This window comes from Dolichospermum sp. UHCC 0259, from assembly GCF_009711935.1.
Lineage (GTDB): Bacteria > Cyanobacteriota > Cyanobacteriia > Cyanobacteriales > Nostocaceae > Dolichospermum.
The window spans coordinates 1-22,671 of record NZ_VIKX01000140.1 but is presented as its reverse complement, the minus strand read 5'-3'; the positions used below and the strand labels follow the sequence as shown (position 1 = coordinate 22,671).

The following is a 22,671-nucleotide window of genomic DNA, read 5'->3' as shown; positions in this document are numbered from 1 at the left end:
TGTTGGGTTTCCTTGCGTTAACCCAACCTACGGAAACAATAAAAATGAGGTATTTTTAACAAATTCGCGGAAGTTGATCTCCTACTAGCATATCAATGATTCTTTCTGCAGCGAAAGCAGTTTTTAAGAGGACTATTCCTGGTGGTGTAGGAATAATTTCACCTATGATAGATGCTTGTTTTCCTGTGGGGTGATTTTGCATTGTTGCTAAAATTAAATCGGCTTTTTCTGCTGGTGCAACTATGACTAATTTTCCTTCGTTGGCTAAATATAAAGGATCTAAACCTAATATTTCACAGACTCCATTTACTTCTTCTCGAATGGGAATTGCATTTTCATTGATACGTATTCCTAAGTTAGAAGTGAGGGCAAATTCATTTAATACTGTGGCTAAACCTCCTCTGGTTGCGTCTCGCATAGCGTGAATTTGGGGGCAAACCTTGATAATTTCAGCGACTAATTCATGTAATGGTTGACAGTCACTTTCTATATTTGTTTCTAATGCTAATTCTCCTCTGGCAATTAATATTGCTGTGCCATGATTTCCAATTTCTCCGTTAATAATTACTACGTCTCCCGCTTGAATATTGCGGGGAGAAATATCAATATTTGGAGGAATTATGCCAATTCCCGCAGTGTTAATAAATAGTTTATCAGCACAACCACGATTAACAACTTTTGTGTCTCCTGTGACTATTTGGACTCCGGCTTTTTGGGCTGCTTTCTGCATACTGGCAACTACACGGCGTAAGGCTTCTACGGGTAAACCTTCTTCTAAAATGACGCTACAGGTGAGATATAAAGGTTTTGCCCCACTCACCGCTAAATCATTAATTGTGCCATTTATGGCTAATTCTCCTATGTCTGAACCAGGAAAAAATAATGGATCTACCACATAAGAATCTGTGGTAAATGCTAATCTATTACCATATTGAGAAAGACTGGCTAAATCAAATGTTGCTTGGTCTTCTAGTTGGGAAAGAATGGGATTATCAAAACTTTTAACAAAGATATTATTTATTAAATCTCTCATGGCTTTACCACCACTACCATGAGATAAATTAATGTGAGTATCTTTAATTTGGGAAGGACGACGGCGGGCTGTTTCTATTTTTTGAAAAAGCGGATTTTGATTAGAGTTAATTGTCATTTTAAAATTGTTTTCTACTGAAAATTTTTTAAGACAGGCAAAATGCCTGTCAGTTTAAATTATTTACCTGTTTTTTCTATCATCTCGGTCGTCTCGGTCGTCTCTTTCGTGTCTTTCGCGTCTGTCGTCTCGGTCGTCTCTTTCATCGCGCCTATTGCTGTTTTTATCATAATACAAAACTCCACCGACTGCCCAATCTTCTCCTTCAATTTCTTCAATATGAACAATTATTGATTCAGATTTAGTATCTATAACTGAGGATAAAGCATCAGTTATATTTTTAACTAATTTCCTCTTTTTTTCTATGGAATTATTTTTACCAATGCGGACGGTTACATAAGCCATCTAATTTTCCTCAAATTGTGCAATTTAGACTGATAGAGGTTCGTTCGATGCACCTAATTTTTCTCTTTTAGCCATTGTTGAAAGTCGCCCATATTTATAATACGCTGCACAAGCACCTTCGGAAGAAACCATACAAGTTCCTATGGGTGATTCTGGGGTGCAAGCTGTTCCAAATACTTTACATTGCCAAGGTTTTAAAACTCCTTTGAGAATTTCTCCACATTGACAAGCTTTATGATCTGCTACTTTTAAATTAGGAATTGTAAATTTAACTTCAGCATCAAATTGGGCATATTCCTGGCGGATTTTAAAACCGGAATTGGGGATTTCTCCTAAACCTCGCCATGCAAATTTTTCACGCACTGTAAAAACTTGATTCATGGCTATTAATGCGTTTTTATTTCCGGCTGGTTCTACTAAACGATTATATTGATTTTCAACTTGACAACGATTTTCTACTATTTGTTTTAATAACATCCAAATTGATTGGAAGATGTCTAATGGTTCAAAGCCAGAAATAACAATTGGTTTATGATATTCTTTGGCAATAAATTCATAAGGTTCTGTTCCTATGACCATACTTACATGACCTGGACCAACAAAACCATCAAGTTGTAAATCGGGGTTTTCTAATAATGCTTGTAAGGCGGGAATTACTAATACATGATTAGAAAACATACTGAAATTAGTAATATTTTCTGCGGCTGCTTGGAGAATGGTAAATGCGGTACTAGGGGCGGTGGTTTCAAAGCCTAAACCAAAGAAGATGATTTCTTTATTGGGGTTTTCTTTGGCTATTTTCAGACTATCCAAGGGTGAGTAAACCATGCGAATATCAGCACCTTGGGCTTTGGCTTGCAATAAGCTGGTTTTTGAACCGGGTACGCGCATTGCGTCGCCAAATGTGGTAAATATGACGTTGGGTAGTTGACAGAGGGCGATCGCATCATCTATTCTCCCTTTAGGCATGACACACACTGGACAACCAGGCCCATGAATTAATTCAATATTATCTGGCAATATTTCTTCGATTCCATATTTAAAAATAGAATGGGTATGTCCTCCACATACTTCCATTATTTTTAAATGTCTGTCTATTTTTTGGCTGAGTTTTTTGATTTCTTTTTGTAAGGCTTGGGCTTTTTCTGGGTTACGAAATTCGTCTACATATTTCATATCAATTTCAAATTTTTTTAGATTTTGGATTAATTACTTCAGAAAACATAAATTGATTAGCTAGAATGTCATTATTTTGTTTTTCCAGTCCGTTTTAACGGACTTTTGCTATTAGGCTTGTACTTTAGTGCAAGGCGGCTATTTCTTGCAATAATTGTAATGTTTCTGCGGCTTCTTGTTCATTGATTCTGTTCATGGCGAAACCGACGTGAACTAATACCCAATCTCCTATACATTTTTCGGGAGGGTGTTGTTCGTCAACTATACAGGCTATATTTATTTGTCTTTTGACTCCTCCAATATTAACCATAGCTAGTTTATGTTCTTTATTGGTTATTTCTGTTATTTGTCCGGGTATTCCTAAGCACATTTTAGTTTTCCTTCTTTAAGATTCCAGATCCCCGACTTCTTTTATAATTTAATGAATAAATTATAACTTAATCTCAGAAGTCGGGGATCTTTTTATATATTTAGCGGCTGCAATTACACTTTGTCCTAATGATAAACCGCCATCATTTGTTGGTACTATACTATGAGTTAATACATTAATTTCTAATTTTTCTAATCGCATTTTTACCTGTCGGAATAGAATTTGGTTCTGAAATACGCCTCCTGTTAATGCTACTTGATTAAATTGATGTTCTTGTCTAAGTTGTTTAACCATTGTCACAATAGCAATAGCTAAACTTTTAGGAAATTTTGCCGCTATTTCCGATGGTGAAATTTGCTGTTTAATATCATTAAGAATTTCTCGCCATGTTGGAGATGTATCTATATAATAAATATTATCTGACTTTTCAAAGTTAAAGGAATAATTTAGACTTTCTTCATCATTGTTTAAAATATTGGTATCAGCTATGGCTTCCATTTCTATGGCTGCTTGTCCTTCATAACTGCATTGTTCTCGACAAATACCTATTGCGGCTGCAACTGCATCAAATAATCTGCCTACTGATGATGTTAAGGGCGAATTAATACCTTTTTCTATGATTTGATTGAGTAGTTTGGGGTTTTTATGTTCTAAAAATTTGATGATTTCTAAATCACTGTATTTTTTTTGAAGTTCTTCCCAAGTAAAAGCATTAATTAATTGAGAATAGGTATTTCTCCAAGGTTGATAAATTGCCTGTTTTCCTCCTATCATTGCCATTGGCGTAAATGTAGCTAATCTTTGAAAATTTTGATAATCTGCTAGTAAAAATTCTCCTCCCCATAGTGTACCATCTTCACCATATCCTAAGCCATCAAATGCTATTCCTAAAATGGGTTTTGTCTTTAAGGGAATTTGGTTTTCTGCCATACAAGCAGCAATATGGGCATGATGATGTTGAATTTCTTCTAATTTAATGTTATTACTTTCTGCTAGTTCTTTGCCAAGTTTAGAAGATAAATATTCTGGATGTTTATCAATAGCAATTATTTCTGGTTTATGTTGAAATAAATTCAGATATAAATTCAATGTTTCTTGATAAGCATTAAAAGCAGCAGCATTTTCTAAATCTCCTAAATGTTGTGATAAAATCGCCTCACTTTCTCGTAATAAACAAAAGGTGTTTTTTAACTCGCTACCCATTGCTAAAATAGGCGGTATTTTTGCAAATCCTGGAGGTAAAATAATTGGTGCAGGTGCATATCCTCTAGCCCGTCTGAGGGTTTGAATTTGATTATCAATAACTCTAACAACGGAATCATCTACTCTATTCACAATATCTCGATTATGTAAAAGAAAATAATCAGCTATTTTTGATAACTTATCTTTTGCATCTTCATTATCTATACATTGTGGTTCATCAGAAATATTACCGCTAGTTAAAACTATTGGCACTTTCATTCTTTTAAGAATTAAATGATGTAACGGTGTATAAGGCAGCATAAAACCAAGAGTATTTTGTCCGGCTGCTATGGAAGATGCTAATTTACTATGATCTTTAATATTTAATAAAACTATTGGTGCAGCAGAATTTGTTAATAATTCTTTTTCTAAATCATTAATATAGCAATACTCAGAAATAATATTAATATCTCTAGCCATTAAAGCCAAAGGTTTATGATAACGATGTTTACGATTTCTAAGTTTTAGAACTGCATTTTCTAAAGTGGCATCACAAGCTAAATGGAAACCACCTAAACCTTTAATAGCAACAATTTCACCCTTTTGCAATAAAGTGCAAACAGCATCCACGTCATCCAACATGGAAAACATATCAGAGATTACAGGTTTACCGTCAGCCCTTTCTAACCATGCACGAGGTCCACATACAAAACAAGCAATAGGTTGGGCATGAAACCGACGATTTTCTACATCTTGATATTCCTTTTCACATTCCTTGCACATAGAAAAATTCACCATGCTGGTGTTATTTCTATCGTAAGGAATAGCCCGAATAATACTCAACCTTGGACCACAATGAGTACAATTAGTAAAAGGATAACGAAAATAACGACTAAAAGGATCAAAAATCTCCCTTTGACATTGGGGACAACTTGCAGCGTCAGGAGAGATTTCCGTTTTTACCACACTATGAACACTACAAGAAATGACAAAATCATCAAAATCAAACTCACCCAAATATGGACTTCTAATTAACTCCTTAATTCCTGCCAAAGGCGGACATTCTTGATATAATTTATTGACAAACTCCGTTATTTCTTCCTCACTACCAGAAACACGAATTAAAACACCTTCACCATCATTACAAACATCACCTTTCAAACCGCAAACCTTCGCCAAACGATAAACAGTAGGACGAAAACCCACCCCTTGAACAACACCACGAACCCTAATTTCTTCAAGCGGCATTTTTCTTCCTTTGCGTCTTTGCGCCTTTGTGTGAGATAATCAAAACTTCCAAATCAAAACGCGATTGTTCCCAGAATCAGCAACTACTGCATTCTTACCACAAACCTTAATTCCATAACACCAATTTAAACTTCGTCTTGTTGGTAGTCCAAAATTGCGATTTTCGCTTTTATTTGTAAAGTTATCTTGTCCCATCACACCATCAGCATCCGCACCCTGCAATAATAAAATAGATGATCGTTTTTTCCATCCTAGCAAACGGGAATTAGCTGTATCAGCAACTATTAACCAATCCCCCGCAACATCTACCCCATAAGGCATACTTAAACTACTGGCACTGGGGAAATAAACACCTTGATTTAATTCCACAAAATTGAAGTTTTTTTGTCCTAAAACCACCGAACAAGGGGCATTATTTTCTGTTGGTATTCCTTCCCAAATCATTACCCGGTTATTACCTGCATCTGTGACAACTAAATTATCTTCCCAAAGGGTGATATCATGACACCAACGCATACTAGCAGCAGTGGGAGAACCACCCCCATTTTCATTACGAGATATCATATCTGGTTGTCCCAAAACTATATCCGCAGGTTGTCCATTTTCTGTGGGTAATTGATTCCAAATTAATAACCGACGATTTCCGGTATCAGCGACAAATAACTTACCTTGATAATAGAAAATACCATAAGGCCAATGTAAGGTATTTGCCGCAGGTTGTTGACTTCCCCGGTTAGGTAAATTATCAATAAAATTTGTTTGTCCTAATACTAAATCTGCGGGAATATGACTATCTTTAGGGATATTATACCATATTAAAATTCGATGATTCCAAGCATCGGCAACGGCTAACCCATTACCACATTTACAAATACCTGTAGGCACACTAAATGTAGATTCTCCTGGTGTACCTTTGGCGTTTTGTCCTTCATGATAAAAGTCAGGTTGTCCTATTATCCAGTCAGCAGGTTGATGATCATTTGTAGGTAGATTTCGCCACCCTAATAAACGATGATGTCCTGTATCTGCTACCCATAAGGGTCCAGTTGGTGATATTAAATAAGCTGCACGAGGTCCAAACATTGTTGTAGGAGTGGGTGCAAGGGGAATTACTAATTGTTCTGGTGTAATATTGTTTCCTAATATTATTTTTGCACCATGAGGAGAGAGAGGTAAATGGGGGATATTTTGGGTTTGCAATGTGGTTTTAGGCAGTAATATTTATTAATTATCCCAGTTTTTACTCTAGTGGTAAATCTGGAATAGTTCTATCAATTTCCTGCATTAGTCGCAAAGTTTCTGTTAAAATAATGACAATTTTTTGATACTGATTAATTTCTTTGTTGCGAAGTTAATTTAGTTAGATTATATTTCTCCTTTTGGATTATTTAAGTATTCGCTGATAATTTCTAAAATTACTTGTTCAATATCTGGAATTTTAGATTGGACAATTTTATCTTTAATATGTTTATGATCTGTATAACCCAAATCAGGCTTATGCTTTGCATTATCATAGCGAAATATTAAGTTATTTTTATGGTCTTGATAATGGAATGAATAGGAAAGCTATAACGTATCAAAATACTTTAATAATTCTTCCCTCATACCTCGATGAATTAAACCATTAAGATAGGAATGATTGGTAATAAAACCAATGATACCATAACCTTTAGGTGTTTTTTGAATTTGATATTTGGCATTAACACCAATCATTAAGCCCTCAATTAGACATTTTAGGCTGGGGTAATGACTGCATTCTCCACCATGTTGGATATTTTCTCTTAAGTTTTGAATGTAGTTATTAAAGTCAGGCATAATCCCTGAAATATTAATAAATAATTTTCCTGTGAGGATAGCATATATTTATTTGAGTTTGATGGAATTGTAGTAAAAAATTACATTTAGCAAAGATACCCGACTTCTCAAAGAAGTCGGGTATCTAAAATTTATCTGGAATTTATTACTTTTATATAAACGTTATCATGTTTAACTTTGACTTCATAGCTTTGAAGAGAAATGTCTGGAACTGTTAAACAGTTACCCGTCTTTAAATCATATTGAAATTCATGGGCTAAACAAGTAATAATTCCTTTTTCTACCTTACCTTTATCTAGAGGAAATCCCAAATGAGAACAAGAATTTTGATAACAGGTAATATGAACACCTTGTTTATACAAAATTACATCATGATTATTAACTCTAACTGCTAAAATACGATTTTCAATTATTTGATCTAATGTGGCTGCTTTTATCCAATGAAAATCTTGAGAATTAGCAGTAGTAATAGTAGTAGTAGAATTATTATTAACAGCAACTACTTTAGTAATTTCTGGACAATGTTTTTTAATGGCTTGTTCGACTCCTTGAGTTAAGGTGAGAGTAGAAGTAGCGCAATTACTACAACTACCAATTAATTTAACTTGAACTGTATCTGGTAATTTAATTGCTACTAATTCTACATCTCCTTGATGACTTTGTAAACTGGGACGAATTTCTGCTAATGCTGTTTGGATACGTTGTGATAAGGGCGGTTTAACTAAATCGTGATATAACAAAACTGCATAAACAATTTCATCATCTACAGCATGACGTAAGGCTGATATATTTTCTTGTTTAAGACTTTTAATTAAATTAGTTAGTGCTGCTTTATGTAAAGATTCAATTGATCTTTGTAACCCCACAGCTACACAACGTTGACTTTCATCCCAGTTAGCAATAATCGCTTCAAACCGATTGATATCTGTAATCAATTCTTCAAGATTATTCATTATTTTTATGGATTTATCTGGGGTTAATTGGTTATTTTGAAATTAATTTAGGGCGCAGGCCCTGCGCCCCTACGGAGGATTGTTAGAAATTTATTTCATTCTAAAGTCTTGCAACAAGAAAGGCATAATTGCACCTGTCGTTAAACTAGCTACAGTAATGGGAATACAGAGGGGAATTGAGGCTTGTGCTAGTAATACTAAGATGATTGCACCAATACCACTAGCAATAATAGTTTGACGCAGAAAATATAGGGGGTCGCGGAATAGTTTACCCTTAAAAAATAACTGAATAGAAAACCAACTTAATTCTAACATATATGCTCCTAGTGATTGGCTAATAAATTCAGGATAAATAACCCTAAAATTACCGCAGGAATGACTCCTGCTGGTGCAAATAAACTACCAATTGTGGCTGCAAATTGATATCCTATATCTTTACCTGCAAGGATAATTCCGCCAATTGCACCACCAATCATTGATAAAATTACAGCAATAATTAACCAAGTAAATCCTGTGGTGAGATTTAATTCTGTATTTAAACTATGCAAAAATTTGACAAGTCCTGGATCATTAACTAAATCAAACATAGTCATTCTCCTATTTAGGGTTTAATTTAAGGCAAATGCTTGGATTTCTGCGGTTAAATCTTGTAGGGCTTTGGCTACTATCTCGGCTTGTTCTAATTGCTTATGTTCTGTAAATATTCGCCAAGCTTCTTGATAGTATTCTTCTGCTTTTAAGAGATTTTGGGGATTCCCTAATTCTGGTTTTTCGAGGTCGTCGGGTAAGTTGAAGAGGAGGTTAGCTTTGTTAGAAATTGTATTAGCATATTCTAACGGTGTATCTTGAAGATTACGCACTTTTAAAGCTTCATCATAAGCTAAGACAGCGCGTAAATTATTTTCTACAGGATGGGAACTTACTAAATATTGTAAGGCATTTCCTAAATTATTTTGCAACATTGCATATTCTCTAGGATGGTCAATTATGTTAATATGTTTGAGAGCTATTTCAAAGGATTGGACTGCTAAACCTTGACGTAAAGATTCTTGTTCCGATGACATAGGCATGGAAAGATAGGCGATCGCTATGTTATTATACAAAATCGCATATTCTTGAGGGTAATCTTCCCAAGTAAACACCCGCAAAGCCTCATGATAAGCATGAATACTCTCAGTTATCCGCGCTAAATTGTCGGGAACAAGAGATTGTAAAACCAATCCCAAATTCATCTGCACTGCGGCTACTTCCTCCGCCGTTGCCAATTGTTGTAAAATGGGCAAAGCTTCTTCATAATCTGCCCGTGCTTGTCGCAACAATTGGGAATCACCATCAGGAATCATCTGTAATGTCCCTGCCATGCCCACCTTAGCCCGTGCTTTTAGTAAAAGATACTCCTCCCCACACATCTGATATGCACGCTCAAATAGCCCAATTGCATTATGTAAATCTTGGGCTGTTTTCGGCTTTTTTTGAAAGCCTGTGCCAATTTCTATCAGCATTTGGATTTTTTCTGCTGTTGTTGCTGACTCTGAAGATATGGACGCAATAGCAGATTTTACAAATGAATCTGTAATACTAGATATCATAATTGGCGGATTCTCATCGGTTGGGGAATTGAGTCAATTATTCTTACTATAAAGCAAGTTATTCTAAAAACTCTAGAGAGAAATTACTCATATTCATCACAGTTGTCACTCAGTTATCACCGCATTAACTAATTTTTGTATCACTGTTTTACCATTTCTTATTTATTAACTAATATGCAATACTTTTGAACTAAGTGAGTTACACATGTTGTGAATGATAGAAAATATATTTTCCGCTGAATCATAATTTATAATCATTAAATATTCACAGAAATATCCAAAAATATCCTTTAATGGAAGTTACAGAAATACGCAATAATGAAGGTAATGTTTGGGATGTACTAGATTCAATAAATATCATCATCCGTCAATGGGATTTTAGTAACTCACAATTGGAAGGATTTTGAAAAAGTTCCTAATTTGCGTTTGGAAGATTGGAGCATTGGTTAAAAATGTCTGATAGCGTAGCGCAAAACGATTACACTATAGTGGCTGAACTTACTTTGACATTCTCTTGCTGTTTAGAAATAGAATCTGTTTGTGTAAATTCATCAAATAATTTAAAAAATTCCTCAAAAGCAGTATTTTCATCTTTAGAGAAAAATAAAATTATCTGATCCCAAGTTTGATTATAAGTAACATTATATTTTTGTTGTATCCAAGTTTGAAAATTTGAAAATTCTTGTTCTTGAGAAGTTTGAGGTATTTGCATTTGACGACGTGCAAAACTGTAACCAGCGATAAAAGTGCGAAGATTAGCGATAGTTGCTTTTCCTAAATACATAGCTGGACGTTTTTGGATATTGCGGATTAAATCGTATAAATCTAACATAATATTCCTCTGGTTAAAATTCTGTTTCAGTAATTTGAAGGTAGGATATTTTTAGCCAGATTAGAAAAAATATAGAAGACTATAATCAGGGTAAAAATACCATAAATTGAGGAACTCAGGGAATAAATTTTATTATTTGTCAGAATCAGGATGTCCAGGATTAAAGGATTTACAGGATGATAAAATATAAAATGGGCGATCGCTAATAAAATTCTATAAATCTTAAAATCCTGTAGATGATAATTTTAACTATTATGTTATAATCAATTCAGAATTAGAAGATTAGAAATATCATGATTTTAGCTGTGAAAAATCCTTCTCCTACTATTGCACCTAAGTTAACTTATGATGTGTTGATTGAAAATCAAGCAGATGGTACTGTGAAAGCGACATTATTAAGTTTACCAGAATGTCAAGGTTTAGGGAATACAGAAACGGAAGCAATAGAAGAATTAGATAAGATTTTGCAAGTTCGTTTAGGAAATGCTAAGATTGTCACTTTAGAAATTAAATCTCCTCAAATTGAAAATCCTTGGATGAAAATAGCAGGTAAGTATAAAGATGATCCACACTTTGATCAAATGTTGGAATATATAGAAGAATATCGTCGTGAATTAGATGCAAATAATGAATCAAGGTAAGTAAAGCAGTGAATAATTTAAGAATACTAGACACTGATCATCTGTCATTATTGCAAAGAGGAAATACATTGATCAGACAAAGATTAAGTATGTTTAATCCTCAAGATATTGCCATAACTATTGTTACAGCTAGTGAACAAATAAGAGGACGGATGAATATTATTAGTAAGGCTGATTCATCAAGTGAATTAGTATTAGCTTATGCTAGGTTAGAGGATACATTAGAAGATATTAATAGTCTGAATGTCCTGCAATTTAGCGAAGCTGCTGGCAATATTTACAGTGAATATTTGTTAATAACTAAAAACTTGAGAGGAATATGATTAGCTTCCCAGTATTGTTTGGCTGAATTTAAAATATCTAATGCTATTTGGTACTGTGTCGGTTCAGCTTGAGCAAAGATATCAGCATGATCATATAATATCACATATCTTTGAGCCGGACACCATGTTAAATCAGTGATACATTCATCGAAAGCATCCCAGTTATTGCCGAAGTATGGAGGAATTTCCATTACTTCAGCAGCTTGTTTTAAAAATGTTTGTTTGCTATTGATTTTTTTACCATTAAGATAAAAAACTTTATGATTCATAGATTTATGGTGAGGAAATAGGTTAGTAAAATTGTCTGAATCAGGATGTCCAGGATTAAAGGATTAACAGGATGATCAAATATAAAATGGATGATTGCTAATAAAATTCTATAAATCTTAAAATCATGTAAGTAGGTGGACGTAAAATAACCAAAATGTGTAACGATATGTAAATTTACCTCAATGCGTTATTGTGGTTGAGTTTTAGCCATTTCACAAAAAGAAATATATGTTGATTTTCCTCCGCCTACCTACTTAGATGATAATTTTAACTATTATGTTATAATCAATTCAGAGTTATAAGAGTAAAAATATCATGATTTTAGCTGTTAAAAATGCTCTTTCCACAATTGCACCCAAGTTAACTTATGATGTCTTGATTGAAAATCAAGAAGATGGAACGGTTAAAGCTACATTGTTAAGTTTACCAGAATGTCAAGGTTTAGGTGCAAATAAAGAAGAGGCATTAAATAATCTTATTCAACTTTTTCAAGCGCGAAAACCAGAAATAGTAACTTTAGAAATTGAACCGGCTAAAACAGAACATCCTTGGATGAAATTTGCAGGAATGCACAAGGATAATTCTCTTTTTACTGAAGCACTAGAATGTACAGAAGATGAAGGTAATGCTTGGGATGTTCTGGAGGCATTAACAGGAACTATTGAAGCACCAAGTGATTGGTCAAGTCAACATGATTTTTATTTATTAGGAGTTCCAGAATTTGCTAAATCAGCGCGAATATTGCCATACATTTCTGCACATTCATCATCAAAAGCTAAAGAAATAAATTGTTCTATGAACATCTTTTGTAACCTGACAGCTTTTTCAGGATTATTACTACGCATAGAACCATAAAATAATTCAGCTTTGACTACAGAACAAAGCGCAATTTTTTCAGGCTCTAAATTATCAATATGATGATTAATACTGGGAGATTTACCCTTGAGATACATGATACAAACATTCGTATCTAGTAAATAAATTAAAGAATCATTTTTCATTAATAACCTCAATTAAATCATCATCTGTTTCAGGATAAATTCCTTCATCATCCGTTGCAAAATCAATATCAGCACAAGTACCATATAAATTAAGTAAACCTGCGGAATGGAGAATATTATTTTGGATTAAAAATTCTTTAAGTTCAGTGTCAGAAGGAAAGTTTAGTAAATCTTTTAGTTCCTCAAAATCAATTAATCTTTCTCGAAAGGCTTCTAATACAAGATTATTCAGGATTTTTTGTGGTAAATTACCCCATTGATTGATGATTTTCGTTGTTAATTTATCTGGTAAATCAATTGTTACTTGCATAATTGAAAAATCTCATAATGGTGCTTGGTTTATTATTTTAACATACGTTTGTTAAAAAATGTCAGAATCAGGATACCCAGGATGTAAGGATTTTCAGGATGTTGTTTAGGAAATAAAGGTTTTTGTGAAAGATATAGAATATATTTTTTATTTGCAAAAAATCTGATCATTAAATATTCACAGAAAATCTATAAATAACAATCCTGTACATCCTTAAATCCTGGACATCCTGATTCTGACAACCACAACAAACAATCTCCAAATAGTGAAAATGTAACTTTACCTATTTGTTAATAACTAAAAACTTGAGAGGAATATTATTAGCTTCCCAGTATTGTTTGGCTGAATTTAAGTTATACTAAAAACGGTTGAGATATGGACTTTTGTAAAATTACGAAAACCCCAGATTTGTAGGGGTTTAGCAGTGCTAAACCCCTACCCATAAAATCAAGTAATTAAGCCGTGTTGATTTTTTTCGGATACTATTTATCGATATTCAATTATTTCAGTATTAATACTGCTCGCTAGGTAACTAAACATATTTTTGTACTGATGAATAAAATTAGCGATCGCTGCCACCTCACAAAATCGCATTGCTCCCTAATGTTAGATACATTTTGCCTGGAGTTTAGACTAAACTGAAGTTATTTTTACGCCTTAATATTTGCAGAATTAATATTAGTAATTATTTGTAGGCTATTAATTTCATTCACGGGTATTGAGTTTATATCTGAACAAGTTTCTATGTATTAGACAATACAATTTTTACTTCTAGCGTAAAAATACTACCTATTCCGACCTGACTTTCAACTTTCAGATGCGCTTGATGTTTTTGGGCGATCGCCACAGCTATAGCTAAACCTAACCCTGTGCCTCCGTTTTTACGAGAGCGATTGCTATCAACACGGTAAAAGCGGTCAAAAATTCGCTCCTGATCAGCAAGCCCAATCCCAATCCCCGTATCTTTCACAGCAATCACAGCAGTGTAATCACTCCTGACTAAGCTAACAGTTACATATCCCCCTCTGGGTGTGTACTGGATGGCATTGGCAATCAAGTTTGACACTAAACGGTAAAGTTGCGATTCATTACCTAGAGCATAAATCTCGCAAGTGGGAATTTGGCAGGTTAAATTAATATCAGCAGCAGTAGCCAGTTCTAAAAATTCTTCAGTCAAATCGCTCACCAAATCATTTAGGCAACAGGGCTGAAAAGGTTTTGACGATGAATTTTGCTCCAGACTGGTTAACAAGAGTAAGTCAGCGATTAAATGGCTCAATCGTCGTCCTTGTCGCTCAACAGTATGAAGCATGATTTGTATATCTTGTTGATTTGATTGCGGTATACGGAGAATAGCTTCCACAGTCGCCAACAGACTAGCCAGAGGCGATCGCAATTCGTGGGCAGCATTAGCGGTAAACTGTTGCTGTTGCTGATAGGAATGGTAAATTGGCTGCATTGCTAATCCGGAAAGCCACCAACTGGAAGTAGCAACCAAACTCAAAGCAATAGGCAACCCAATCGCTATAATCCATTGAATCCGCCTAATTTCCGCATCAAAATGTTCTAAAGTGCGCCCAATTTGCAAATAGCCCCAGGATGAATCAGCATTGGCTTCATTAGCTAAAGTATGGGTATTGGCACTATGCAAAATCGTGGTGAATTGGTGATAGCGAATGCCGTTAGCCGTGCGAAAGGTTTGCCATGAAGTGCGGTTGAGAGTTGGTGGCAGAGATAACGGTTGATTGGGTGAAAAAGCCAGGAGTTTCCCTTGATGATTGAACAGCCGAATATAATATGTGGTGCGATCGCTAATACCGATGGTGTGCCGTTGAATCAGCGTTGGGGTAGCCTTGCAAGGTTGTTCACTTAAACAAAGATCAGGAAAAATTTGTTGCAAAACCGCAGTCGGTTCTTCAGAAGGCGGTAACAGTGGTTCAACGCTATCGTGTAAAGTTCCAGCAATTGATTCAATCTCGCGCTCCATTCCTGCCCACTTTGTTTGTACCATTGCGCGATACATCCCCAAGCCAGAAACACTCAAAATCACGCCCATAACTCCGGCATACCAGAGGGCTAACCGTAGACGACTGCGCCGAAAAAGTGAGTAGCTATTCATAGCCGAGAATCAAGTTGAGACTTACAGCAGTTTTCATATATTTAGACCACACACTGATATCTGTATTTCTTTCTTCCTTTGCGCCTTTGCGCCTTTGCGTGAGATATAAAAAGTTCATTTACCTGAAAATAGCTGTAAAACGATAGCCAGCACCGGGAACAGTTTCAATCGGGCAGGGACAGCCATGATTTGCTAACTTGCGACGTAGTAGACGCATTTGCGCCGCAACTACATTACTAATCGGCTCTTCATCCATATCCCAAAGTTGATGACGTAATTTACTACCGGGAATGATGCGATTGGGGTTCTGCATCAAATACATGAGCAGCTGAAATTCTTTGGTGGTTAAGGGAATAACTAGGGGCGTAGATCCATCGGAATTCACTTGAAGGACATTATTTGCTGTATCCAGAGTAAAACCTGCAACAGTCAGAGTAGACGATTGTAGTTGAGGCGATCGCCTCTGAAGGGCCCGCAACCGTGCCAGCAATTCTTCCATTACAAACGGTTTGACTAAATAATCATCCGCGCCCGCATCCAACCCTGCCACGCGATTTTCGGGCTGACCCAAAGCAGTAAGCATCAGCACTGGTAAGGGATTTTGGTGTAGTCTGAGCTTCTGACATAACTCCAATCCCGACATTTCCGGTAACAGCCAATCAACAATAGCAACTGTGTAGTCTGTCCACTGGCTTTCAAGACAGAGCCATGCCTCAGTGCCATCTGTCACCCAATCCACAACATATCTCTCGCTAATTAGGACTTGCTTGATTGCCAGTCCCAAATCTGCTTCATCTTCCACCAGTAAAATTCGCATCACTTCAGGGAAATCAACCACGAAGCTCTGATCTTACAAAAACTTTTGCCATTTCACCTGGATTTCATCTGGACTTTGGCAAACTATGGAGAACTTTTGTTTAACCCCGTATTCATTGTGAGGAGTGATTATGAAATCTTTTATACTAGTGAGTTCCATTCTGGCAGCCAGTTTAATTATCAGTACGCCCACAGTTGTATTTGCTCACGTTGGACATGGTGATGAATTTCAAGCAACGGGCGGCATTAATCGCGTCAAAGTCAATGCTCAAACCGATCAACTGTTAGGTATTGTGGTAACACCGATCAGCTCCTCTGCCAAATCTGGATCTGCGGTGATGATTCCGGTGACGGCATTGGTTGATGCAAACGATAAACAGATAGTCTTTGTGCAGTATAAGAATTTTTATGAGCCAGTCGAAGTCACCACCGGTGCAACCAAAGGCGAACTAATCTCAGTGACAAAAGGATTATCAGTTGGGGAAAAGCTCGTTACCCAAGGTAGTTTGTCGCTCTATGCCGAATCGCGTAAAACTCAAACCGCCGATACAGCACCCAGTCCAGTAGCGAGCGCTACTCCTAAAACTGATACAGCCCATGCTCAGGCAGATGCTAAAGGAATACCTCATAGCCATGATGCCAGCGGTAATCTCGTCTCACAGGCTGGTGAAACAACTCAGCAAGCAAGTGGTGGATTGCCGATGGGTATTTTAGCAGGAGTTGGTGGTGGAGTTGTGCTTGTGGGTGGAGCGATCGCTGTTGTCGTAGGTATGGGTAAAAAGAAAAGCGATTTATCTGAATAAGACAGGACTTACGCAAAATCATGAAAAAACGTATCGCTAAAGCGAAAGCTTCGCTAACGCGTAGCCTGCGCGAAGCGCGTACCACATTTCTATGTCTCACGCAAAGGCGCAAAGAAAGAAATACAGATATCACTGTGTGTCTAAATACATAAAAACTGCTGTAAGTCCTATAAGAAAGGAGATTTTTAATTGAAATGTTTAATTCCCTTCTGAATCAGATTCTCAAAAACTCAATTACCCAGCGTTGGTTTATAGTTATCTGTGCGATTTTAGTCACAATATGGGGAGTGTTTACTGTTACACAGATGCCCCTGGATGTGTTTCCCGAATTTGCGCCCCCCCAGGTAGATATTCACACTGAAGCGACTGGACTAGCGCCAGAGGAAGTGGAATCACAAATTACTGTGCCGATTGAAAGCGCGGTGAATGGTTTGCCAGGGGTGACTACGGTGCGTTCTTCCTCTAAAGTTGGGCTGTCTATGGTGCAGGTGGTGTTTGACCAGGAAGCGGACATTTATAAAGCTCGGCAATCAGTGACAGAACGACTCCAGCAGGTGACAAATCAGTTACCTGAAGGGGTGCATCCACCGGAAATTTCACCGTTAGCATCGCCCTTGGGTACGATTTTACAGTATGCCTTTACTGTGAATGGACAAGGACAGACTTCGCTGATGGATTTGCGCCGTCTGGTGGATAGCACCCTGAGCAACCAAATTTTATCTGTGCCGGGAGTTACCCAAGTTACTGTTTACGGTGGGGATGAACGACAGGAACAGGTGTTAGTTGATCCAGCCAAATTGCGATCGCTCAATGTTTCCCTGACTGAAGTTACCAATGCTGCTAAGGGTGCAAATTCTAACGCCCCTGGTGGATTTCTCATTGGTGGTGGTCAAGAACTGTTGGTACGCGGTATTGGCCAGGTAAAATCAATTGCAGACTTGCAACAATCTGTGGTGAAGGTGCAAGATGGGAAACCGATTTTGCTCAAAGACGTAGCGGAAGTAAAAACGGGTGCAGCACTGAAGCGGGGGGACGCTAGTTTTAATGGTCAGCCAGCTGTGGTGATGATGATTAACAAACAGCCTGATGTTGATACTCCCACGGTGACAAAAGCGGTAGAAGCGATGCTGCAATCTTTGCAGGACACATTTCCCTCTGATGTGCAAGTGGCGCGAACATTCCGACAATCTAACTTTATTGATACTGCCATTGCCAATGTCAGCAGTTCCCTGATTCAAGGCATCATCATCGTGTCGGTGATTATGCTGTTATTTCTAATGAATTGGCGTACTGCCGTAATTACTCTGAGTGCAATTCCTCTGTCACTGTTAATTGGCTTAATGTTCATGAAAGCTTTTGGCTTGGGCATTAACACTATGACCTTGGGCGGTTTAGTCGTAGCTATTGGCTCAGTTGTTGATGACTCAATCGTGGACATGGAGAACTGCTATCGCGGATTGCGAACTAATCAGGCACAGGGCAACCCCAAGCATCCTTTCGAGGTGGTGTATGAAACCTCTGTACAGGTGCGGTTAGCCGTGATTTTTTCCACGGTGATCATTGTGGTCGTGTTTGCACCAATTTTTAGTTTGACGGGTGTTGAGGGTAATATTTTTGCACCGATGGGTTTTGCATACTTGCTTTCTATCTGTGCGTCTACTTTGGTGGCTATGACCCTTTCACCTGCTTTGTGTGCCATTCTGCTGGCAAACCAAACCCTACCCCAAGAAGGTACATTTATCTCACGTTGGGCAGAACGGTTATATCGTCCATTGTTAAATCTGTCGCTGCGATCGCCCCAAATCATTCTGGGTGTAGCACTTGCAGCCTTGGTTGCTGCTTTTGCCATCGTTCCCTCCCTGGGACGGGTGTTTCTGCCGGAATTTCAGGAGAAATCATTGGTCAATTCAATGGTTTTATTTCCGGGTGTTTCCCTTGATATGACCAATCGGGCTGGGATAGCACTGTCTAGTGCGCTTAAAGATAATCCTTTGTATGAGTGGGTGCAAGTACGAGCAGGACGCACTCCAGGAGATGCAGATGGGGCAGGAGTGAGTATGGCTCATGTGGACGTTGAATTGAGCGATCGCGCCCTCCAAGACCGCGAAGCCAGCATTAAACAATTACGGCAAGAGTTCAATAAACTGCCTGGTGTGGCATCTAATATTGGTGGATTTATTTCTCACCGCATGGATGAAGTGCTGTCGGGGGTCAGAAGTGCGATCGCTGTGAAAATCTTTGGACCGGATTTAACAGAACTGCGAAAGATTGGCGAACAAGTACGAGATGTGATTCAGCCCATTACAGGGGTTGTGGACTTGCAGCTTGAACCCCAACTACCCATTCGTCAGGTACAAATTCAATATGATCGCACTGCTGCCGCTACCTATGGATTGAGTATGGAGCAGTTGTCAAATGTGGTGGAAACTGCTTTAAATGGTCGTGTGGTGTCGCAAGTGGCAGAAAATCAGCAGCTTATTGATATTTCTATCTCTTTGACGGATAAAGCCCGCAATAGTTTAGATGCCATTCGTGCTATTCCCATCACTACCCCTATTGGGCAAACTATCCAACTGGGTGTGGTTGCGAAAGTAGAGTACGGTATGGGAGCAAATGTTGTCAATCGGGAAGATGTCTCACGACTGATAGTTGTTTCGGCAAATGTGGCCGAGCGTGATTTGGGCAGTGTCGTCGGCGATATTCAATCCCAAATTCAACAGAAAATTAAACTCCCTAATGGCTACTTTATTCAGTACGGTGGACAATTTGAATCGGAGCAGCGTGCTACTAATAATCTCCTGGTATTTAGTATTTTGGCAGCGATTGTGATTGCGATGTTGATGTTCTTCTCTGTTAAATCCCTCCCCGCGACAATCGCCATCATGCTCAATCTGCCTTTGGCTTTGGTGGGTGGTATCATCTCCATTGCTTTGAGTGGCGGTGTGATTTCCATCGCTTCTTTGATTGGTTTTATTACCCTATTTGGCGTTGCTGTCCGCAATGGCTTGTTGTTGGTAGACAACTATAATAATAAGTTTACTCAGGGAATGCCTCTTAAAGATGTGATTGTCCAGGGTTCTCTAGAACGAGTTAACGCCATCTTGATGACGGCACTCACATCAGCATTGGGGATGCTGCCCTTGGCGATCGCTAGTGGGGCTGGAAATGAAATTCTGCAACCCTTAGCAATTGTAGTTTTGGGCGGTTTATTTACTTCTACAGCTTTGACTTTATTAGTTATTCCGGCTCTCTATGCTAAGTTTGGCAAACAGTTGATGCCTCAACACAAACCTGTTTTAGTTAACCAAACATGGTCAGACTAATAACGATGATGTTGTGATTGGTACTATAACAACATCTTTACATTCTCAAGTTGACAATCCCCACAGCTTCTAGCTGGGGGATTTTTGCTACCCTGCGGGAACACTACGCGAACACAAGAATTTCAAACTTTAAGATCATTCCAAAAGCAGATGAATAAATTTCATTACCAAAGCGTGAAAACCAAAACCCTCACAGGTATTTCAGGTATTGCATTTTCCCTACTGTGACAGAACAGGGGTAGGTATCACCTTTTCTAATTACCCAGCCTAATCTAGCATTCAACTACACCCTTAATCACACCATAAAAATGATTCTACCAGAGGTCTAATTATTTAAATCGTAAATTTGCGCTATGCGCCCATTACCAAAACTATTTTTTGGCAATGGTATATGTTTACAATCAACTCAACAATAGAATCAGAATTAAAAGCCACACCCCAACAAAGATGGGAAAACAACAAACAGGCAATTATTACCCTGCAAAATCTCAACACTACTCCCACCCAAGAACAACTACAAATATTAGCCAAATTCAATGGATGGGGTTGTTTACCTGAAATATTTAGCTTAAATCCACAAAGCAGATGGGCTGCTAAAGCACAAAAAAAATTGCTAACTTTACTGAATCAAGATGAATTTAATAACGCTGCCAGTAGCATATTAAATGCCCATTATACAGAACCCAAAATCATCCGTAGTATTTGGGAAATGCTATCACGCATAGGATTTACAGGAGGCAGAATATTAGAACCAGCTTGCGGTACTGGTTTATTCTTTGGACTCATACCAGAAGATATACGCTGCAACTCAAAACTATTTGGAATTGAATTAGATAAAACACCCGCTACCATAGCCAAACATTTATATCCCGAAGCTCAAATCTATAATCAGGGCTTTGAAAAAGTCAGCTTCCCCGAAGGATATTTTGATTTGGTATGTGGGAATTTTCCCTTTGGTGACTATGGAGTAAATGACTCAAAATATAACTTTCTGGGAGTCAGCATCCATAACTATTTTCTAGCCAAATCTGCCGACTTAGTGAGAGAAGAAGGATTAATTGCAGTCATTACTTCTACTTACACTTTAGATGCTCCCAGTTCTCAAAAGTTCCGAGCTTGGTTAGGACAAAAACTAGAACTGGTAACAGCCGTTAGACTTCCTAGTGGAGTATTTAACACCATAGCTAGAACTCAAGTTAGCCCCATTCTGCTAATCTTTCAAAGAGTCAAAAATTCTCGTCATGCTAATACATCAAAATGGATAAATACTCAAGAAGTGCAAATTGTTCCTCAAGATTGGGGTAATGAAGGTGATAAAACTAAAGCTCATCTCAACGAATATTTCTTGAGTGAATTTCAAGGCAGAAGTTTTGATAAATATTATCAAAACCAACTGCAAAAATCTCCCCAATACACACATTTACAACAGAGAATCTATCCTCATGTACATCACTTATTAGGTACACCAAGCATTAATAAACTGTACGGTGAAGGTTTTGCTCTATTAGATGACGGCAGAGATTTATCTGAAGCATTGTGCAAAATACCTCTAAATGTTAACTACTCTCCTAGAAAGGAAACTGAAGATCTTCTGTTAGTTCCCCCTGAACTGCAACATATTAAAGAAATGGCTTTTTGTATTCATGAAAACCAAATTTATCAAAGAGCGAAAAGCCATTTAGTTTTAGTAGAAACAGTAGAGAGAAATCGAATTGAAGATTTTTGGCAACTCCGTAGCTGTTTAATAAAAGTCATCAATGCCCAACAAACAGTAAATGATGAGGAATTAACACAACTCCAACAAGAACTTAAAAACAGCTATAACTCATTCATTCGTAAATGGGGCAGAATCAATAGCAAGTACAACCTAATACATCTGGGAAAAGACCCCAACTATTATTTAGTCAGAACTCTAGAAAAGAGCAATTACAAATTAGCTGATATTTTCTCTAAACGAGTTTGTCGTTCATATTCTGCTCCCACAAAAGTTAATTCAGCCCAAGATGCTTTAACACATTCTCTGAATATCAAAGGTTGCTTAGATTTGGATTATATCTCAGAAATTAGCAACCTGAGTCAAGAGGAAATCATTCAAGAACTCGATGCTGATAATCTCATCTTTTATAATCCAATTAACCAGAAATGGGAACTCGCGGCTCAATATTTATCTGGTAACGTCTACAGAAAACTGCAAGAAGCGATTGCTGCTAATTTAGCAAAAAACATAGAAGCACTCAAAGCAGTTCAACCGTTACCCATGCTTCCAGATGCTACAGAAGATATCAAACTTGCTTGTCTAGAAACATCAAATATTGATTGGAATTCTCTCACAGATTCCCAAAAAGATAAAATCTTGAACAAGAAGATTCACATAATGCTAGTACACTACGGCGTAAGTGAACGAA

The 22,671-nt window shown here is 37.3% G+C and carries 22 protein-coding genes and 2 pseudogenes; 5 read left to right on the top strand and 19 right to left on the bottom strand.

Annotated features, from left to right (window positions below; translation table 11 throughout):
• Positions 1-55 precede the first annotated feature (55 nt).
• The 13 genes and pseudogenes from hypE to FJR05_RS11185 form a co-directional block, all read right to left on the bottom strand.
• Positions 56-1,150 carry a hydrogenase expression/formation protein HypE gene (hypE, locus tag FJR05_RS11240; protein WP_168644163.1) on the bottom strand — a complete coding sequence of 365 codons (1,095 nt, stop codon included), beginning with the start codon at positions 1,148-1,150 and terminating at the stop codon, positions 56-58.
• A gap of 63 nt (positions 1,151-1,213) precedes the next feature.
• Entirely contained in the window at positions 1,214-1,495 is a 282-nt protein-coding gene (locus FJR05_RS11235; protein ID WP_168644162.1) for a tautomerase family protein, read from the bottom strand.
• Positions 1,496-1,519: 24 nt separating this feature from the next.
• The gene (hypD, locus tag FJR05_RS11230) at positions 1,520-2,671 is read right to left on the bottom strand and encodes a hydrogenase formation protein HypD (RefSeq protein ID WP_168644161.1); all 1,152 of its coding nucleotides are present in this window, start codon (positions 2,669-2,671) and stop codon (positions 1,520-1,522) included.
• Between the two features lie 124 nt (positions 2,672-2,795).
• Positions 2,796-3,041: a HypC/HybG/HupF family hydrogenase formation chaperone gene (locus tag FJR05_RS11225; protein ID WP_168644160.1), complete on the bottom strand. Its 246-nt coding sequence runs from the start codon at positions 3,039-3,041 to the stop codon at positions 2,796-2,798.
• Between the two features lie 60 nt (positions 3,042-3,101).
• The gene (hypF, locus tag FJR05_RS11220; protein ID WP_168644159.1) at positions 3,102-5,471 is read right to left on the bottom strand and encodes a carbamoyltransferase HypF; all 2,370 of its coding nucleotides are present in this window, start codon (positions 5,469-5,471) and stop codon (positions 3,102-3,104) included.
• A gap of 39 nt (positions 5,472-5,510) precedes the next feature.
• Entirely contained in the window at positions 5,511-6,671 is a 1,161-nt protein-coding gene (locus FJR05_RS11215; RefSeq protein WP_174783669.1) for a hypothetical protein, read from the bottom strand.
• A gap of 165 nt (positions 6,672-6,836) precedes the next feature.
• Positions 6,837-7,022, bottom strand: a pseudogene (locus FJR05_RS27280) (DUF6516 family protein); the annotation flags it as partial.
• A gap of 15 nt (positions 7,023-7,037) precedes the next feature.
• On the bottom strand, positions 7,038-7,286 hold the full coding sequence (locus tag FJR05_RS11210) for a hypothetical protein (RefSeq protein ID WP_168644145.1): 249 nt from the start codon (positions 7,284-7,286) through the stop codon (positions 7,038-7,040).
• A 131-nt stretch (positions 7,287-7,417) separates the two neighbouring features.
• Positions 7,418-8,239: a NifU family protein gene (locus tag FJR05_RS11205; protein WP_168644158.1), complete on the bottom strand. Its 822-nt coding sequence runs from the start codon at positions 8,237-8,239 to the stop codon at positions 7,418-7,420.
• A gap of 90 nt (positions 8,240-8,329) precedes the next feature.
• A complete protein-coding gene (locus FJR05_RS11200) occupies positions 8,330-8,554 on the bottom strand; it encodes a hypothetical protein (protein ID WP_168644157.1) in 225 nt (74 codons plus the stop codon).
• An 8-nt stretch (positions 8,555-8,562) separates the two neighbouring features.
• Positions 8,563-8,826, bottom strand: a complete 264-nt coding sequence (locus FJR05_RS11195; protein WP_168644156.1) for a hypothetical protein — start codon at positions 8,824-8,826, stop codon at positions 8,563-8,565.
• Positions 8,827-8,847: 21 nt separating this feature from the next.
• Positions 8,848-9,828 (bottom strand): hypothetical protein, encoded by a 981-nt coding sequence (locus tag FJR05_RS11190; protein ID WP_168644155.1) that lies wholly within the window; start codon positions 9,826-9,828, stop codon positions 8,848-8,850.
• Positions 9,829-10,306: 478 nt separating this feature from the next.
• Positions 10,307-10,660: a hypothetical protein gene (locus FJR05_RS11185; protein ID WP_168644154.1), complete on the bottom strand. Its 354-nt coding sequence runs from the start codon at positions 10,658-10,660 to the stop codon at positions 10,307-10,309.
• Between the two features lie 293 nt (positions 10,661-10,953).
• Between FJR05_RS11185 and FJR05_RS11180 the strand changes: the two genes are divergently transcribed.
• Positions 10,954-11,301 (top strand): hypothetical protein, encoded by a 348-nt coding sequence (locus tag FJR05_RS11180; RefSeq protein WP_168644153.1) that lies wholly within the window; start codon positions 10,954-10,956, stop codon positions 11,299-11,301.
• 8 nt (positions 11,302-11,309) lie between these two features.
• The gene (locus tag FJR05_RS11175; protein WP_168644152.1) at positions 11,310-11,624 is read left to right on the top strand and encodes a type II toxin-antitoxin system VapC family toxin; all 315 of its coding nucleotides are present in this window, start codon (positions 11,310-11,312) and stop codon (positions 11,622-11,624) included.
• Here the strand turns inward: FJR05_RS11175 and FJR05_RS11170 are convergent.
• From FJR05_RS11170 to rppA, 6 genes are all read right to left on the bottom strand, one after another.
• Positions 11,579-11,893 (bottom strand): barstar family protein, encoded by a 315-nt coding sequence (locus FJR05_RS11170; protein WP_168644151.1) that lies wholly within the window; start codon positions 11,891-11,893, stop codon positions 11,579-11,581. The genes FJR05_RS11175 and FJR05_RS11170 overlap by 46 nt on opposite strands.
• Before the next feature lie 699 nt (positions 11,894-12,592).
• Positions 12,593-12,847 carry a type II toxin-antitoxin system VapC family toxin gene (locus FJR05_RS11160; RefSeq protein WP_254446908.1) on the bottom strand — a complete coding sequence of 85 codons (255 nt, stop codon included), beginning with the start codon at positions 12,845-12,847 and terminating at the stop codon, positions 12,593-12,595.
• Between the two features lie 37 nt (positions 12,848-12,884).
• Positions 12,885-13,205 carry a hypothetical protein gene (locus tag FJR05_RS11155; protein WP_168644149.1) on the bottom strand — a complete coding sequence of 107 codons (321 nt, stop codon included), beginning with the start codon at positions 13,203-13,205 and terminating at the stop codon, positions 12,885-12,887.
• Positions 13,206-13,947: 742 nt separating this feature from the next.
• Positions 13,948-15,324 carry a two-component system sensor histidine kinase RppB gene (gene rppB, locus FJR05_RS11150; RefSeq protein ID WP_168644148.1) on the bottom strand — a complete coding sequence of 459 codons (1,377 nt, stop codon included), beginning with the start codon at positions 15,322-15,324 and terminating at the stop codon, positions 13,948-13,950.
• Positions 15,317-15,442, bottom strand: a complete 126-nt coding sequence (locus FJR05_RS27640; RefSeq protein ID WP_256376190.1) for a hypothetical protein — start codon at positions 15,440-15,442, stop codon at positions 15,317-15,319. Before FJR05_RS27640 ends, rppB begins: the two co-directional genes overlap by 8 nt.
• Positions 15,443-16,141 carry a two-component system response regulator RppA gene (gene rppA / locus FJR05_RS11145; protein ID WP_168644179.1) on the bottom strand — a complete coding sequence of 233 codons (699 nt, stop codon included), beginning with the start codon at positions 16,139-16,141 and terminating at the stop codon, positions 15,443-15,445.
• Positions 16,142-16,271: 130 nt separating this feature from the next.
• Here rppA and FJR05_RS11140 point away from each other — a divergent pair, with 130 nt between their 5' ends.
• The 3 genes and pseudogenes from FJR05_RS11140 to FJR05_RS11130 all read left to right on the top strand — a co-directional run.
• Entirely contained in the window at positions 16,272-16,943 is a 672-nt protein-coding gene (locus FJR05_RS11140; RefSeq protein WP_168644147.1) for a cobalt transporter, read from the top strand.
• 194 nt (positions 16,944-17,137) lie between these two features.
• Entirely contained in the window at positions 17,138-20,266 is a 3,129-nt protein-coding gene (locus FJR05_RS11135) for an efflux RND transporter permease subunit (RefSeq protein ID WP_168644146.1), read from the top strand.
• Positions 20,267-20,657: 391 nt separating this feature from the next.
• Positions 20,658-22,671: pseudogene (locus FJR05_RS11130) on the top strand (helicase SNF2); the annotation flags it as partial.